Here is a 14,622-nt window from a genome sequence, read left to right on the forward strand (position 1 = left end):
GTACTTAAGAGATACAAGCCCCGTTAGGTGACGGGGCGGGTTGCTGCTGACTCCTCGCACCCGTCTACAGTGCGCTGAAGCTGCTGCGAACACATACCTCAGTTGCATTGTTTAGCGGCGCTTCCCTGGGCTGCCGCATAGTAACCGCTTGCGAGTAGTGATACCTATCCGGCTGGCAAGCACACAGCCAGCGGCACAACATACCAAGCCGCTCTTCGGCTCTTGCAACCAACTGTCAGCCGTGCCGCCGCAGGATATCCCGCCCGCGGTCGCCATCAATCCCACTGATTCGAATAACCAGCACAGCCAAGGACCCACATGAGTTCACCAGCAGGACATCCAACCGCATGGACGGCCAACGTCGACCACAGGATTTTCATGGCACGAACAACGCATCCACACCGTCTCAATGACTGGTCCGACCTGCGGGGAGCAACTGTGGAAGTCCGCCGAAATGGAACATACTTCAGAACTGGCCGCGTGGTAGAAGCAACTTCGGAGCTGCTATGAATCGCGCAGGAAGGCGTCGAGTCGAGAATGTTAATCGAGAAACTCGATGGCGATGAGGTCTGGGTTGAACCCCAGCAACTGCTCTTCTTTAAGCGCCGCGGATAGCCGAAGGAGGCTTCCAGGCCCGCCATCAGCGGACCTTCACTGTATCCGTAACTTTCCGCAGCATCATGTTCACACTGCCCACCGGACGCTTCGTGCTCCAAGAATTTTAAGCCACGAAAGCCGAGGGGTCCGCCGGCGTTGGGCTACGGGCCTTATGCCCTAATAAGCAGACTCTTTGACTCCTCATGGAAAGGACCTGAGAAATGAGAACCCTCGTAGCCGACCTCAATGTAACCTCCAAAGCGGACATGGATAGTCACCTCTCGCACGCGGTTGCAGGAGCTATAGAGCCAGTAGGACCTGGCGCTTCACCAAGACGCACCCGTACCTCAGGATTACGCGAACCCGATCATGGGAGAAACAGGGCCTCATAGCCTCGGCCATGAGTTCGCTGGCTACGTCGTCGAGGTTGCAGCCGCGCACGTGACTAAAGGGATTTCCTAGATCCGCACACCGACACGGGAGCTGGCACGCCCTCTAAGGAAGCAAGAAGCGGATAGAGCCCGATCGCAGCAGAAGACAAACAAAATATTCGATGACCATCGAGAACTCCGGACCCCCAAGATCCGCACTAAAAGAATCCTTGACAGAGCCTTCCTGCAGTCCTATGTTTATTGCAACCGATCTCAGCAACCGATCTCACTGCTCGTTAATGCAACCGATCTCAAAGGAGAGACTCGATGATCAACTGGCTCATCCCCGGACCTTCGGTAGCCCCACATTCAGCAGGCGTCGTTTTGAGTACGGCATGCTCCCGCATCAGCAACCCAGCACACAGGAGAGATTCATGATCAAGAAGCGATGGGGCTTGGCACTCGTCACAGCAGTCGTAGCTAGCCTTGCCCTCAGCGGCTGCTCCCCCTCAACTCCGGAATCTGGGGGGCCGGTGACGCTCAATTACTGGGACTTCCTCGATCCCAGCCAGGCTAATCCGCGCTCAAAAGCCCTGAAGGAGAACATTGCCAATTTTGAGGCGGCAAACCCTGACATTAAGATCAATCTCTCGGTGGTTTCTCTGGGCGATATGCTGAACAGGCTGCCGCAGTCAGCAGCGGCCGGTCAGGCGCCGGATGTATTTAAGATGTTCACCCCGCTCGTCCCCCAAATGGCCGGCGCCGGCGTCTACTCGCCGCTGCCTGATGCTGCGTCCAAGGTCACTGACTGGCTTCGCCCCATCGACACTCTCGCTGGACCTGACGGCAAGCAGGTCGCGGTGCCCTATGAATACCGCACCTGCGCGCTGTACTACAACCAGAAAATTCTTTCTCAGATCGGTGCGGCCACTCCAACCACCTACGAGGAAGTCGTCGACGTTGCACGAAAAGCTGCCGCAGCTGGGTTCACCGGGTTCGGAACCGGGTTCTCGGACACCGATAACTCAGCCATCATCAGCACTTTCTTCAACTGCTTCATGACGCAGGTTGATCAGGAAATATGGACTGGGGACGGACAGGCAGATTTTGCGGCAAAGAAGGGCGAGGAGTTCGGCAACTTCCTTACCAAGCTCCGGGACGCAAAGGCTCTGGGTAGCAATGTCGTTTCCGATACGTACGGCACCGTAGCAGACGGCATGGCCAGCGGCACTGTCGCAATGGCAGTCCTCGGCACGGAACGAGCCGTTTCCTTCGCCTCGCAGAACCCGGACCTCAAGTGGACCTCCCTGCCAAAGGCATCTACTGGCGACACCACCGGCACCACCATCGGGTGGACTCTGGGAATAGGCTCGGGAAGCAAGCACACAGAGGCGGCCTGGAAGTTCATCGAGTACATGACCGGTCCCGAAGCCGGCGCAAAGATGGCCACCGGCGGTGAGGTCCCCACACGCGCTGCCACTTATGAGCAGCCATTCTTCTCCACGCCCGAAGCGAAAACGGTGAACGACATCGCCGCCTACGTCAAGAGCAACAGCAAACCCCGCACATACTCCAATAACTGGACCTCGCTGGCCACCGGGCTCTCCCAGGCCGGACAGAAACTGACCCTGAACGGAACTTCGGGCAGCGACTTTATCCGTTCCGCCCAGGATGCGGCCAACAAGAAATAGCCCCCCAACGTCCGTGGGGAGCCTGAGAAATCAGGCTCCCCACGGAAGGGAGAGATAATGTCAACAAACAGCCCGACCCGCACTTCATCTCAGACGGCCACACCACCCACAGGCATCCAGGCTTCCCGCCGGGCTCGTAAGGACCGCATGGTCTGGTTGTACGTCGTCCCCGTCACTGCCGTGTTCCTCTTTGTCTTTGTTGGACCGCTCATCTACACGGCATGGACGGCGCTTCACGAGACTTCGTATTACCAGATCGGAAAATTCTCCGGTCTGAACTCTTTTACCAAGCTGTTCTCAGACTCCGATCTGCCAGCCCGCATCTGGACAACCCTTGTATTTTCGCTCGGGGCGCTGGTCATTGCATTGCCGGCGGGACTCTTGTCTGCACTTGTGCTGAACAACCTGCATCGATTCAAGCGCTCCGTCCGCAGTCTCTTCCTGTTGCCGTGGCTCATGTCCCAGGCCACAGCAGGAACAATCTGGCTGTGGTTTCTCAACCCCAATTACGGGCCGGCCTCAGCTATCACCAAATCCCTTGGGTTCGGTCCTACTGATGTCTTCTCGTCCCCGAATAGTGCGCTCGTTGCCGTGACTCTGATGACGGCGTGGTGGTCATACCCGCAAGCCATGCTTCTCTTTCTCGGCGCCCTTCAAACCATTCCAGAGGAATTGTACGAAAGCCTCAAAGTGGACGGCGGGGGGATCCGGCATGCATTTGTGAACATCACGTTGCCTCACCTGCGCAACACCATCGTCTCCGTCGTGATCGTTCTACTCATGCTCTATGTACAGATGGTCACCATCATCCTGGTGACGACACGAGGTGGTCCCATCGGATCGACCGAGACGCTGTCAATGCGGGTATACAACCAGATGTTCGACAAGTTCGATCTCTCCGGGGCATCAGCAACGGCAATCCTCCTTTTTGCCGTAAACATTGTCCTCACTCTTGTCGCGATTCGCTTCCGACGGAAGGAAAGCCTGTGAGCACCACAACTTCACGTCGCCAAGGCCGCGTCGACGCGGCCCTTCGGGCGGTTCCGGCCTGGGCATACGTCACCCTCTCAGCTGCGATCGTTCTACCGCCTGTCGCATGGATCGTATCCACCTCGCTGAAAACCGCATCGGATACCCTTGAGTTCCCGCCAAGATGGATTCCGGACCCGATCTCATTCGAGGGCTATGCGGGCCTGCTGACTTCAACGAACATCCGGTTTTTTGTTAACTCCCTCATCTACGCTGGCGGTTCTATCGCCCTCGCGTTGGCGATTTCCATTCCTGCAGCATATGTTGCCACCAGGTACCGAAGCCGCCGCATGGAAACTCTCATGACCGGGATCCTGGTGCTATCGATGGTTCCGGCAATCGTGGTCTTTATCGCGCTGTACTCCATGTTCGTTAAAACAGCCTTGATCAACACCTATCCGATGCTGATCGTCGTCTACACGGCCATCATTTGTGGACAGACCATCCTGTTTCTTCGCAACTTCATCGAGAACATACCCGTCGAGATTGAAGAAGCGGCCGCAATCGATGGCTGCTCCCGGATACAGATCTTGTGGCGAATCATCCTCCCACTCATCCGTCCCGGTATCGCTGCTGTAGCTATCTTCATCTTCGTATTCGTTTGGAACGACTTCCTTGTAGGCACCGTCCTCGCCACCACAGAAGACATGAAGACCGTCCAGAACGGCATCGTGCGATATATAACCACTGGCTTCGGTAGCTTCTGGGGACTCTTCGCTGCATTCATCGTCGTCGCTTTCATCCCCGTTCTCTCAATCTTCCTGGCCTTCCAGCGCTGGTTTGTTGCCGGCATGACGTCCGGTGGTGTCAAGGGATAACTACGGCAAGAGTTTCTGCTGCCCAGGCCCAACCTAAAAAAGCACGCCACATGGCCGCTTCCAAGCGGTCATGTGGCGTGCCCTTTCGCGACCAACTCACCGGAACTGCAATCCCTAAACTCTGACAAGCCCCTCAGCCCGCGTCATGAGTACCCGCGGGTCCGAATTCGCTGGAACTCACGGGCAAGAGCTCAACGTGTAGACGAGCCAGGCCCCACCGCCTGTCCCTCCATGGAATCTCGTTCAACACCAACACCAACGCCAGCGAACGAGCCTGACCAATGCACCGCCCGAACGCCTACCGGCCAGTGGGCCAATCTTCCCCTCGACGAAGACGGCAAGCTCGCCTCGGGATGGGGCTACGACGGCCCTTAAATCGCCGTCTCCGGAGACCGTCTGGAGACCTGGCGCTGGTATGAGCTCGAATTCCGCCATGAAGCCAGCGTCGGCTCCCGCTCTTGGGGGACGGCGAACACCTGTTGAGGCCTGCCGCGACGAAAATGATCGCTGTTGAATCTTCCACCGGCATTGGCGCGGGGCTGATTGACCGTGGCCGTCTGCTTCGCGGAATGAAGGGCACTGCCCGCACTGCTGAGGTTAGGATCATCTGCAACCCGTAACTCAATCGATGAACCGCTACGAAGCGGCAGAGTTCATTAGGGACCCGAGCATACGGGGATGGCTTCTCAAGGCTGCTCCTACGGTCACACGAGCAACCAGATCTCACCCCCACACGATGGGATCCAACTGCCATCCGGGTGATGCCGCAGGCCGAATAGCAGGAGCCCCAAGGATGCAAGGGGTAGCCACACCTTGCGCGAAGCCTGGCAGCGCTCCCCCCCTAGACCATTCCTGCATGTGTCGCAGCGACCTCGCGACGCGGCGTCGGGGAGATCCCCTCACCCACGAAGCTCTGAATCATGAACCAAACAGTCGATATGCGGAACACAGGCCCAGCCTACTGCTCGCCCACCACAAGCGGCTCCCGAACAGGGACCACTACCTTGCCCTCTTAAACCGTGCTCACCGTTTAATAGGGCGAGGACCAGGCTGCAGTCCGCGTCCGTGTACCGTTTTTGCGAAAGGACAGGGTTTGAGGCATGTTGCCGTGCCAGCCGCTGAAGGTCGGCTGCTCTTGGGGATAGCACCCACGGGGGACGCCTTCTGTCCTCGCACGAGCCAAACCATCAGGTGGCGCAGCAAGTTCGTGCCACGGACTTGCCAATCATCGGCCTTCTCGGCAAAGGTGTCATTGCTATCGAAAAAACTCAAGGCTCGGTTGATGAGTGGCGGACCCGTTTCGGCCGGAATCCTAAGCCGCGCTCCTCGTTCCATGCGCTGTTTCCCCTGGTTTTCCCAGTCTGGTCACCTGGCGCTAGGCACACCGAGCATCTTTACCCGGGTGCGGACAGCTCAAGAGTTGTCGCTTGGCGGCCAGTCTGGCGGCTGAATTAGCTCCACACGATTTCCGTCTGGATCGAGCAGGTAGATCAGCAAGCCTCCTGCAACCGGGCCCGACGTGGGTGCGACCGGTTCGGACAAAGCGCTGTACCCGAGCGCTGTCATTCTGGCGTAAACCTTGCGCAGGTCAATATCGGTAAAAGCAAGATGTGCAGTCCCCGGCTGCGCCTCTGATGGGTTGACGGCCGGTGGCGGATCCTCAACTTGGACCAGCTCCAAGTTGAAGGTACCGTCACCCGTTGAGAGCATTAGTGCTTTGACCTTAACGTCCGGACGGCCGTAAAGTTCGCCGACGTATGGGCCCGATGTCCACGCTTTCAAGCGGGCAAGGCCAAGCCCTTCCGCGTAGAACCGGGCGCTGCGCTCCATGTCCGTAACGTGCAGGGCAGTGTGATGATGTCGAATCGCAGTTTTCATTTCTCTCACCTAAACATTCCCGAGGGGCTTGAACTGGACCAAAAGAACGGACATATCGATTTCTCCTCGTAGATTCAGACTTAGACTTCGCTGGGGTTGCTCAGACACAGCCTTGAGGGGTCGGTGCTGGGTTTGCCTGGCGTATGTGTACGCTGGGTTGCCACCTGCAAAAGGTGTGTGACGGGGCCCTTTGATTGCAAGGCACCGTGCAGGGGGTTCAGGTTCCTATTCCCAGGTGTGCTCCGCCGGCCACATCGAGAGACACTCCGGTGATGTAGCGGTTGTCGGGATCTGTCAGAAAGAGGATGGCGCGGGCGACTTCGTCGGGTTCGGCAAACCGGCGCATCGGCAGTTGCGCTGCCCTCTTCGCCCGGTTGGCAGCCGCATCCGGGCCTGAATCTTTGGCAAACTGTGCCCACATGGGTGTGTTCACCGGGCCTGGTGCGACGGCGTTGACGGAGATGCCCTGAGGCCCGAGTAATTCTGCGAATGACCACATGATGTGTAGGACTGCGAGCTTGCTCGCGTTATAAGGCAGGTAGTTCAGGCGTGCTTCTTTGGCCGCGACGGAGGATAAGACCACGATGGCGCCGGCCGTGCCGGACTCAAGCATTGACTTTGCTGTCTCTCGTACCATCGAGAACGTTGCAGAGGCATTGATCCTCAGAATGGAGTCGAACTCTTCTGTGGTTGTCTCCATAATGTCCGGCGTGGTGCCGAGCACTCCTGCTGCATGGACGAGGACGTCGATGCGGCCGAATCTGGCTTTGATGTCCTGGATAACCGTTGCGCATTGTTGCTCGGACGTGATGTCGAGAGGATAGAAGGCCCCCAGGGCCTGGTCCTCCTTGGGGGAACGATCAGCGCCGACGACGAGGGCGCCTGCGGCTAGGAATGCGCTGACAGCAGCATCGCCGATTCCCCCGCTCGATCCGGTTACCAGAACCACCTGGTCTTTGAGGCTCATCGGTTCTCCCCACTCTGGATGCGGCTGCGCCGCGGTTCTCCTGCGGTCCGGCCGTGGGTTGCTCGCTTCATGTCTAATTCCTTAGTTATGGTTGTTCAGTCGACGGTCAGGTTTTTGAGATGTTACGGGGAGACCACATCCTCAGCGCTGGATGTTGCCGCTGCCAGGACTGCATCGGCGATTTCTGTCGCGCGGAGTGCCTGGGCGAATGTGACTGCAGGGGTTCCACCCTTGCAAAACTTCAGCGCCGTCTCAGCTTGGCGCAGGAAGAGGTCGGAGGGCTCGAAGGTCTTTTCGTACTGGCCGCCGTCACGCTCCCACACGTGAAGGGAGTCGTTGGTCCATAACATCCGGCCCTCAGTGGCCAGGACGTCGATGGTGAGGCTCCAGTCGCCCTGATTGAGTCCTTGAGGCTCCTGCCAGGGAGACCACTAGCTCTGCATGGTGAATACGGCGCCCTCAGGAAATTCGAGGGTGGAGACGACGTGCTCCGGCACCGGCGACCCATAGAGGTTGCTGCTGGCGCTGGTGGCCAGTACTTTCGGGTCGCCGTTGAACCATGATGAGATTAATTCGATGGCGTGAATGCCATTCACTACAGCGACGCCGCCCTCTTTCGGGTCAGCGCGCCATGAGTGGACGTTCTGTTTGTGGGCGACGGAACGGACAGCCACGGCGATCACGTTCTTGTTCCTGATCCATTGAGAGACCAGTGCGGCGGCGGGATGGTGGTGGAGCGTATACCCGACCATGAGTCTGTCGTGCACCCCGGAAGCGGCAGCCAGGACGGCAGCACCTTCGGCATCTGCGGCCACCGGCTTTTCAGTCAGCACACGGAATCCCCTGTTCAGCAGATCTGCGCATATGACCGGTTGCATGGTGGTGGGCAGTGCTACGACTACCAGGTCAAGGTGTTCGGGGTGGAGTTCCGCTGTACTGGGCACCAACTGTGCGCCGAGCTCCTGAGCGAGGGCGAGGCCGCGCTCGTCCTTCTCCACAAGGATGGAGACCTTGGCACCTGCCGCGGCGAATGCCCGGGCGTGCCGTGATCCGGCCCAGCCGGCCGCTCCCACGACGGCGACGCGCGGGGCATGTGCCGTCGCGGTCATGATGTCGGGCCGCCCGAAGATGCTGCCAGGGACGAAGCAGGTGACCATAAAGTCTCTCCCTTGAGATCGGTGACGTTCTTTTAGTGTTAGTGAGATCGATTGCTGAGATCGGTTGCAATAAACATAGGGTCGCAAAAAGGGTCTGTCAAGGATCTACGTGGTTCAGGTTTTCGCGGGCCCGGCGGTCTCGGTTGTCAGCGAAACTGATCTCGGTTCTGTATCTGCTGCAGTCAGGCTCTGCATCAGTGTCTTGCTTCTTTAGCGCCTGGCTGTACCACCAGGAAGGCGTCTTCGAGCAAGCGCGGCTTGTTGACCATCATCGCTCCTGCCGAAAGCACCAGGAGCCACGCTCCGAGCATGCCGAACGAGGGCAGCCAGCCGTCCCCGGGATGATGCAGGAGACCAAAAAAGAACGGGCCAACGCTTGCAAGGGCGTAACCGACTCCCTGGGCGAACCCGGATAGGATCCCTGAGCCGGATTGCGTTCGTGTTCGCTTATTGATCATCGTGAACGCGAAGGAGTACGCGCCTTGGCCAAGTCCGGCTATGACGACCCAGACCACTGCAGAGCTTGGTGGAGCAAAGAGGATGCCTCCGTAACCGATGGCGAATGCGAGGACAAACAGGATTGCAACGGGTAGCGGGCGAGGCATTCTCACTACTACCAGAGGCACAATCAAGGCGACAGGCACGGTAAGGATTGAATAGAGCGCCAGCATTGATCCAGCGGTTTCCTGACTCATTCCTCTGTCGATAAGAACAGCCGGAAGCCAACTGAGCGCCGCAAAAGTATTGCTTGAGCAACCCGCGAAGATCAGTGCTGCACCCCAGCCAATTGATGATCTCCAGGGTTTGATCGGGTTCGTAGGGAGAGATGGCCTATCGTTGGCTGGTGATGTCTTGGAGCGGGCAACAGTGCGCTTGCCTCCAAGAACAATCAGCCAAGGCATCGCAGCGACCACGCTGAGGGCCGCCCAAATGCCGATGGAGAACCGCCAGCCATAATGATTGCTCAAGGGTATGGCGAATTGGGCGGCCACGGCCGTGCTGGCGCCCAGGAGGGTTATGTGGAGCGCTGCGAGGATCCCGGTTTTGTCGGGAAAGTACTTCATCAGCAGAGGCGGAATCACGACATTGACCGTCCCGATCCCGAGCATGGCGATCCAGGTGAACACCAAAAATGCCGGGATGTTCCATCCCAGTGCGCGGCCGACCTGACCAAGTGTTGTCAGCAGGATCGCAACCAGGAGCAGGTGTTCGAGCTGGATACGCCGGAGGAGCGGCGGAGCCAGGAAGCCCATCACTGCGAAGCCGGCGGTCGGCAGCATCCCAAGGATCCCTGTCGTCACCGCGTCGAGGGGAAGGTCCTCGCTGATTGGACCAAGGAGTGGGGACACCGCCGAAACCGCTTCTCTGGCGCTGAACGCGACCAGCAGGATGCCGGCAAGCGCGGTGAGCCGGCCGCGGAACGGTTGTCTCCCCGCTCCCCCGATGTGTGGGCTGCCCTGACGGAGGCGAAGTCGAGCCATGTTGGCGCCTCCTATTTTCCGCAGGTTTGTTCAGGCCACGGTTCCACAGTGCCTGCATCAAGGACTGGAAGTGCAGTTGAGAATGGGCGAGCTCGGTTGGTTGTTAGCTTCCGTTTACTGCGTGGCTGGCCCATTCCCGGCCGGCTTGCTCTTCTGTCGGCAAACCGGCGGCAGCGAGAATCCGGTCGAGCAGGCGTTGGGTATGGACAGCTTCCCGGCCTGAGGTAAGTGGCTGCGCCCTGTCAGCAACCCGGTCCAGAAAATGATGAACGGCCGCCGAGAACCCCAAGGTTTCGGTGGCTGTAGCCCAACCGTACGCCTCGGCGCTCAGTTCCCGCGAGGTGGTGACGCCCTTAACAGTGGTCGAAACCGTCTCCGGCGCCCTGACTTCGACGGTCTTTCCGTCGCCGTAGGCGTCCAGTTTTTCGTTCCATGCTCCTGCCGTACGGGCTGCCATCAGGACGCCCGTGTTCCCGGTACTGAAGCGGATAGTTGCTGCGACGCCGTCTTCTTCCCAAGGGTCATCACCGGCGGCGTGGGCGGCGACGTCCTCCGGTTCGCCGCCGCAGTACCAGCGGAGGAGATCGACCATGTGAATGGCGTTCTCGAATGTCGCACGGTATTCCGATCCAGGGCGATTTTTCTGGGCAACGCAGAAGGTGGCGCCTTTGGCACCAAAGACTTCCCGACCGGCGGTATAGACCGGCGCATAGCGGCGGTTGAAGTCCACCATCAGGATGCGGCCCCGCTCGTCGGCGAGATCTGCAAGACGTTCTGCTTCATCGGTTGCCGGAGCCAACGGCTTTTCGCAGAACACGTCGACGTCACGATTCAGGCACAGCTGGACGGCATGGGCGTGCTCAGAGCGTGGCGTCAGCACGAATACGGCATCCAGCTCCTGCGAATCCAGCATGTCCTCCACCGTTTTGTAGGCGGCCTTGAAGCCCCAGCGCCGGACCAGGTTACCTGGATCCTCACGCCGGGACACCAGAGCGGCCAACGCAACGTCATCGCGTTGTACGAGGGTGGGTAATTGGGCAATCGTCGCGATGTTGCCCGCGCCGACAACTCCGACGCGCAGACGGGTGGTGTTCATCAGGCGTTCCTCACTTCAGAGAGCATTGAGCGCAGGACGGCGGCGGATTCGCGGAATCCGTCCTCGGGCGCGGGGAGGTCTTGCGGGTGCCAACGGTACTCGAGTTCGATGCTCAGCACGTCGTCGTAGCCATGCTGCAGCAACGCGGCGAGGATGTCCGACCATGGAACGACGCCGCTTCCGACGACGCGGGATCGGACGGCTCGCTCGGAAGCGTTGACTCGGGCTGTTTCCGTGGCGCGGAAGGCCGCGTTGGGATCCGTGAAGACGAGGTCCTTCACGTGAACGTGACCGATCAGGTCACCTTGAACTGCGAAGGCCTGTTCGTACGTTTCGTCGTGCGTGAATGTCAGGTTCGCCTGGTCATAGAGAACGCGGACGGCCGGATGGGCAATTTCCCGGACAAGGGCAGCGGTGTCTGCCGCGGTCTGGGTCATGGTGCCGAAGTGGTTTTCCACGCAAAGGCGAACGCCGGCCTGGCCGGCTTCGGGCGCGAGGGCCTCCAGCGCCTTACGCAGTTTGCCCCAACGCGCGGCGTGATCGTTGTCCCCAGGGTGCCACGAACCAGCATAGACACGGACCCGGTCAGCGCCCAGCAGGTGTGCGGTTTCTATGGCGCCGCGGAATTCATCGACTGCTGTGCGCCATTCCGCGTCGTCCAGCGAGTTGATGGCGGTGGTGTAAGGCGTCAGACCTACGATGGGTATCCCTGCGGTTTCGGCCGCTTTCATTGCCTCCATCGCGGCACGCCGGTCACCTAATGGCAATCCTGATTTGTAGTCATTCTGGTAGATGACTTCGGCGGCATCGAGCCCTGCGGCTCGGAATAGATCAAGTGCTTGGGGAACCGTGTGGTCCGGGGTGCCTAGTGTGTGACCGGCTAGCCGCATTGTTTATGTCCTTTCTGAAGTGTTTGGAGGTGCTGCCCAGTCCGTGGGACCGACCAGCCGGGGCGGGGCTGCGACGCGGGATCGATCCACGATTTCCATCAGCAATCCCCAAGGGGTGATGAAGTATGTCCAGCGATTGCCGGCTACTCGGGGGCTGTCGCCGGCGACTTCTTTGCGCTCACCGAGCACGCGTACTCCAGGTGTTGCCTGCAGCACTGCGATCGCTTCGTCGACGTCGTCCACGACGAAGCACAGGTGGTGGCCGCCGGCGTCGCAGTGCCGCGGCGGGGTATCACGCCGCTCAGCGCTGCTCCATTCGAAAAGCTCGATGTTGAGGTTTGGTGGCAGGCGCAACATTGCGAGCGTGAGCCTGGCATCTGCCGGGACTTCGAAGTTTGTGGGCATGAATTCTTCGTCCGGCCCGCGTTCGGAGCGGTAGAGCTCCTCAGCTCCGAGGACTTCGACGAAGAAGCGGATGCCTTCCTCAAGGTTTGGCACTGTCAGGCCGACGTGGTCTGTGTGTTGGAGCCCTGGCAGACGCCGGAGCGTTGACTCCTGTCCCCTGGTCATTTGCGTGGTCCAGAGGTGGAGCCGCGGACCAGAAGCTGAGGTTCGAGGACGATGTGGTCCACGGAGCCGTCAATGTTCTGCTTCTCAGCCAGTTCGATGGCGATGTGTCCCATGTCGGCGATCGGCTGGCGAACCGTGGTCAGAGGAGGGTTAAACCGGGCGCCGAGAGCGAGACCGTCGAAGCCGATGACCGACACGTCCTCCGGTACCCGTACGCCACGTTGGCCGAGTGCCGAGATGACCGCAAAGGCCACCATGTCATTGGCCGCGATGATTGCCGTTGGAGGATTGTCCATCTCGAGGTAATGTTCTGCCCCGCGCGTGCCCGCATCCAGATCCGACCCGCTGTCCAGTACAACAGGTGCACTGCCGCTCTCGGCGGACAGCTCCAAATACGCGTCCATCCGGTCCTGGGCGGTGTGCGTTCCGGCGATGCCGGATACGTAGCCGATCGACGTGTGCCCCAGAGAGTGCAGGTGCTCCAGGGCGATCATGATTCCGCGGCGGCTGTCGACGGTGACCGTTGGGACGGCATCGTCCCCTTCAACCCGGTCGATCACCACGACCTTGTGGCCGAAATCGAAGCGTTTCATGGCCTCGGTATCGACCTTTGTGGACGGCGCGACGATGCCGAAGGGGGCATACATGGCCTGCATGGCGGTGAAGTATCCGTCGGTTTTGGCCGGGTCCCCGTTGGTGACGCAGAGCAGTAGCTGGTAACCGCGGTCGTCAGCTGCCTGAGTCATCGTCTTGGCAAGTTCAGCAAAGAACGGGTTGGTGATGTCAGGAACGATCAGCGGGATGAATGTGCTGGTCTTGGTCCGAAGAGCCTGGGCGAGTGGACTCATCGTGTAGCCGAGCCCTTCGGCAACTTTGAGGATGTGTTCACGCGTTTCCCTTTTCACGGCTTCCGGCCGGGAGAATGCCCGGGAAACGGTGGACCGGTGGACACCGGCAGCCTTGGCGACGACGTCGATACTCAGATCAGGCATGTTCTCTTCCTCCGTGCTGGTCGTCATAGGCCTGCCAAATCGGGCGCATAACGTCTTCGAGCTGGGCCAGCGTCGGCAGGCCCCGGAATCCATCATCCAGCGTCCGGGCGACGCTCCGCACGAACGGATCGTAAAGAGGGTCGCTATCCACATTGATCTTGTCGACCTCCGTGGTGCCATCCAATGCCGTGAACGTAGCTGTACCGTCCGAATCAACGGAGGCGAATCCTGCCTCACCGACCGAGGTGAAGCTGCAGTAGCGCTTGAGCGGCGAGCCAGGGAATGCGTAGCCAACTTCCACGATGGCTTCGCGGCCGTCCGGTGTCGTGATGATGAGGCTGGCATGATCCTCAACAGCCTGGCTGTGAAGAACCGATGAGAGCCGGGAGTCCACATGTGCTGCAGTCTCGCCACTGCCCCTGAGGAACAGATCGACAAAATGCGGACCCAGATTGGCCAGGCAACCCCCGCCCGCCTTGAGCGGGTCGAGCATCCAGGGATTGGCATTGTCGAGATACCGGGATGGTGGACCAGCAATAAATGAGGTTCGCTGGTAAGCGGGCCGTCCTGCCTTGGCAAGCCATTGATCTGTGGGTCCGCCGCGCTGGACCAGGGGGACAGTGGCAGGCACGCCAGCTGCCTCGGCGGCCTGACGCACGGCAGAAAGCTCGTCAAGGGAAGTGCCCAATGGCTTTTCCACGACGAACGGAATACCGCGCGCGATCAGGGCGAGACACTTTTCAGCCATCCCCTCATGGGGGCCGAAGACATATGCGAGTCCGACGTCGGGGAGATCAGCCAGCTTTTGCCAGTCGGCTTCAACCGGCGCCCCCCAGCCTTCGGCCAGGTCCTGCACCTGCACGCGGGATACGTCGTCGTCACTGACTCCGATCACCTCGTGCTCTTCGGCAATTGCCGGCGCGCAGAGCGGAACATGCCAATGGGAAGCACCAAGAATGATTGTGCGTGTGTGAGTCAACCGCAATACCCCCTTGTATGAGATCGGTTGCTGAGATCGGTTGCAATAACACTATGGATGGTGGGAGAGTTTGTCAACGACAACCAAACACCAGCAAGGGGTCGGG

Annotated in this window: 13 protein-coding genes and 1 pseudogene; 4 read left to right on the top strand and 10 right to left on the bottom strand. The window is 59.6% G+C overall.

Going from position 1 to position 14,622, the window contains the following annotated elements; genetic code table 11:
- The first annotated feature begins 1,222 nt into the window (after nucleotides 1-1,222).
- The 4 genes and pseudogenes from J7I89_RS23390 to J7I89_RS25460 form a co-directional block, all read left to right on the top strand.
- Complete coding sequence (locus J7I89_RS23390) at nucleotides 1,223-2,659, top strand: ABC transporter substrate-binding protein (RefSeq protein WP_251045777.1); 1,437 nt, start codon at nucleotides 1,223-1,225, stop codon at nucleotides 2,657-2,659.
- A 57-nt stretch (nucleotides 2,660-2,716) separates the two neighbouring features.
- Nucleotides 2,717-3,649 carry a carbohydrate ABC transporter permease gene (locus J7I89_RS23395; RefSeq protein WP_251045778.1) on the top strand — a complete coding sequence of 311 codons (933 nt, stop codon included), beginning with the start codon at nucleotides 2,717-2,719 and terminating at the stop codon, nucleotides 3,647-3,649.
- Nucleotides 3,646-4,506, top strand: coding sequence for a carbohydrate ABC transporter permease (locus tag J7I89_RS25455; protein ID WP_214975506.1), 861 nt, complete (start codon nucleotides 3,646-3,648; stop codon nucleotides 4,504-4,506). Before J7I89_RS23395 ends, J7I89_RS25455 begins: the two co-directional genes overlap by 4 nt.
- A gap of 231 nt (nucleotides 4,507-4,737) precedes the next feature.
- A pseudogene (locus J7I89_RS25460) lies at nucleotides 4,738-4,971 on the top strand (hypothetical protein); the annotation flags it as partial.
- Nucleotides 4,972-5,919: 948 nt separating this feature from the next.
- Here the strand turns inward: J7I89_RS25460 and J7I89_RS23405 are convergent.
- The 10 genes from J7I89_RS23405 to J7I89_RS23445 form a co-directional block, all read right to left on the bottom strand.
- The gene (locus J7I89_RS23405; protein ID WP_214975508.1) at nucleotides 5,920-6,384 is read right to left on the bottom strand and encodes a VOC family protein; all 465 of its coding nucleotides are present in this window, start codon (nucleotides 6,382-6,384) and stop codon (nucleotides 5,920-5,922) included.
- Nucleotides 6,385-6,601: 217 nt separating this feature from the next.
- The gene (locus tag J7I89_RS23410) at nucleotides 6,602-7,351 is read right to left on the bottom strand and encodes an SDR family NAD(P)-dependent oxidoreductase (RefSeq protein WP_214975510.1); all 750 of its coding nucleotides are present in this window, start codon (nucleotides 7,349-7,351) and stop codon (nucleotides 6,602-6,604) included.
- Between the two features lie 122 nt (nucleotides 7,352-7,473).
- Nucleotides 7,474-7,701, bottom strand: a complete 228-nt coding sequence (locus tag J7I89_RS25465) for a hypothetical protein (RefSeq protein WP_251045779.1) — start codon at nucleotides 7,699-7,701, stop codon at nucleotides 7,474-7,476.
- Between the two features lie 81 nt (nucleotides 7,702-7,782).
- The gene (locus J7I89_RS23415; protein ID WP_251045780.1) at nucleotides 7,783-8,508 is read right to left on the bottom strand and encodes a Gfo/Idh/MocA family protein; all 726 of its coding nucleotides are present in this window, start codon (nucleotides 8,506-8,508) and stop codon (nucleotides 7,783-7,785) included.
- A 194-nt stretch (nucleotides 8,509-8,702) separates the two neighbouring features.
- A complete protein-coding gene (locus J7I89_RS23420; protein ID WP_214975512.1) occupies nucleotides 8,703-9,989 on the bottom strand; it encodes a CynX/NimT family MFS transporter in 1,287 nt (428 codons plus the stop codon).
- A gap of 103 nt (nucleotides 9,990-10,092) precedes the next feature.
- The gene (locus J7I89_RS23425; RefSeq protein WP_214975514.1) at nucleotides 10,093-11,085 is read right to left on the bottom strand and encodes a Gfo/Idh/MocA family protein; all 993 of its coding nucleotides are present in this window, start codon (nucleotides 11,083-11,085) and stop codon (nucleotides 10,093-10,095) included.
- Nucleotides 11,085-11,975 carry a sugar phosphate isomerase/epimerase gene (locus tag J7I89_RS23430; protein ID WP_214975516.1) on the bottom strand — a complete coding sequence of 297 codons (891 nt, stop codon included), beginning with the start codon at nucleotides 11,973-11,975 and terminating at the stop codon, nucleotides 11,085-11,087. Before J7I89_RS23430 ends, J7I89_RS23425 begins: the two co-directional genes overlap by 1 nt.
- 3 nt (nucleotides 11,976-11,978) lie before the next feature.
- Nucleotides 11,979-12,545, bottom strand: coding sequence for a VOC family protein (locus J7I89_RS23435; protein ID WP_214975518.1), 567 nt, complete (start codon nucleotides 12,543-12,545; stop codon nucleotides 11,979-11,981).
- The gene (locus J7I89_RS23440; protein WP_214975519.1) at nucleotides 12,542-13,537 is read right to left on the bottom strand and encodes a LacI family DNA-binding transcriptional regulator; all 996 of its coding nucleotides are present in this window, start codon (nucleotides 13,535-13,537) and stop codon (nucleotides 12,542-12,544) included. Before J7I89_RS23440 ends, J7I89_RS23435 begins: the two co-directional genes overlap by 4 nt.
- A complete protein-coding gene (locus J7I89_RS23445) occupies nucleotides 13,530-14,516 on the bottom strand; it encodes a Gfo/Idh/MocA family protein (protein WP_214975521.1) in 987 nt (328 codons plus the stop codon). The genes J7I89_RS23440 and J7I89_RS23445 overlap by 8 nt, the downstream gene beginning before the upstream one ends.
- Between the last annotated feature and the right edge of the window lie 106 nt (nucleotides 14,517-14,622).

The organism is Arthrobacter sp. ISL-5 (assembly GCF_018613835.1).
Classification (GTDB): domain Bacteria; phylum Actinomycetota; class Actinomycetes; order Actinomycetales; family Micrococcaceae; genus Arthrobacter.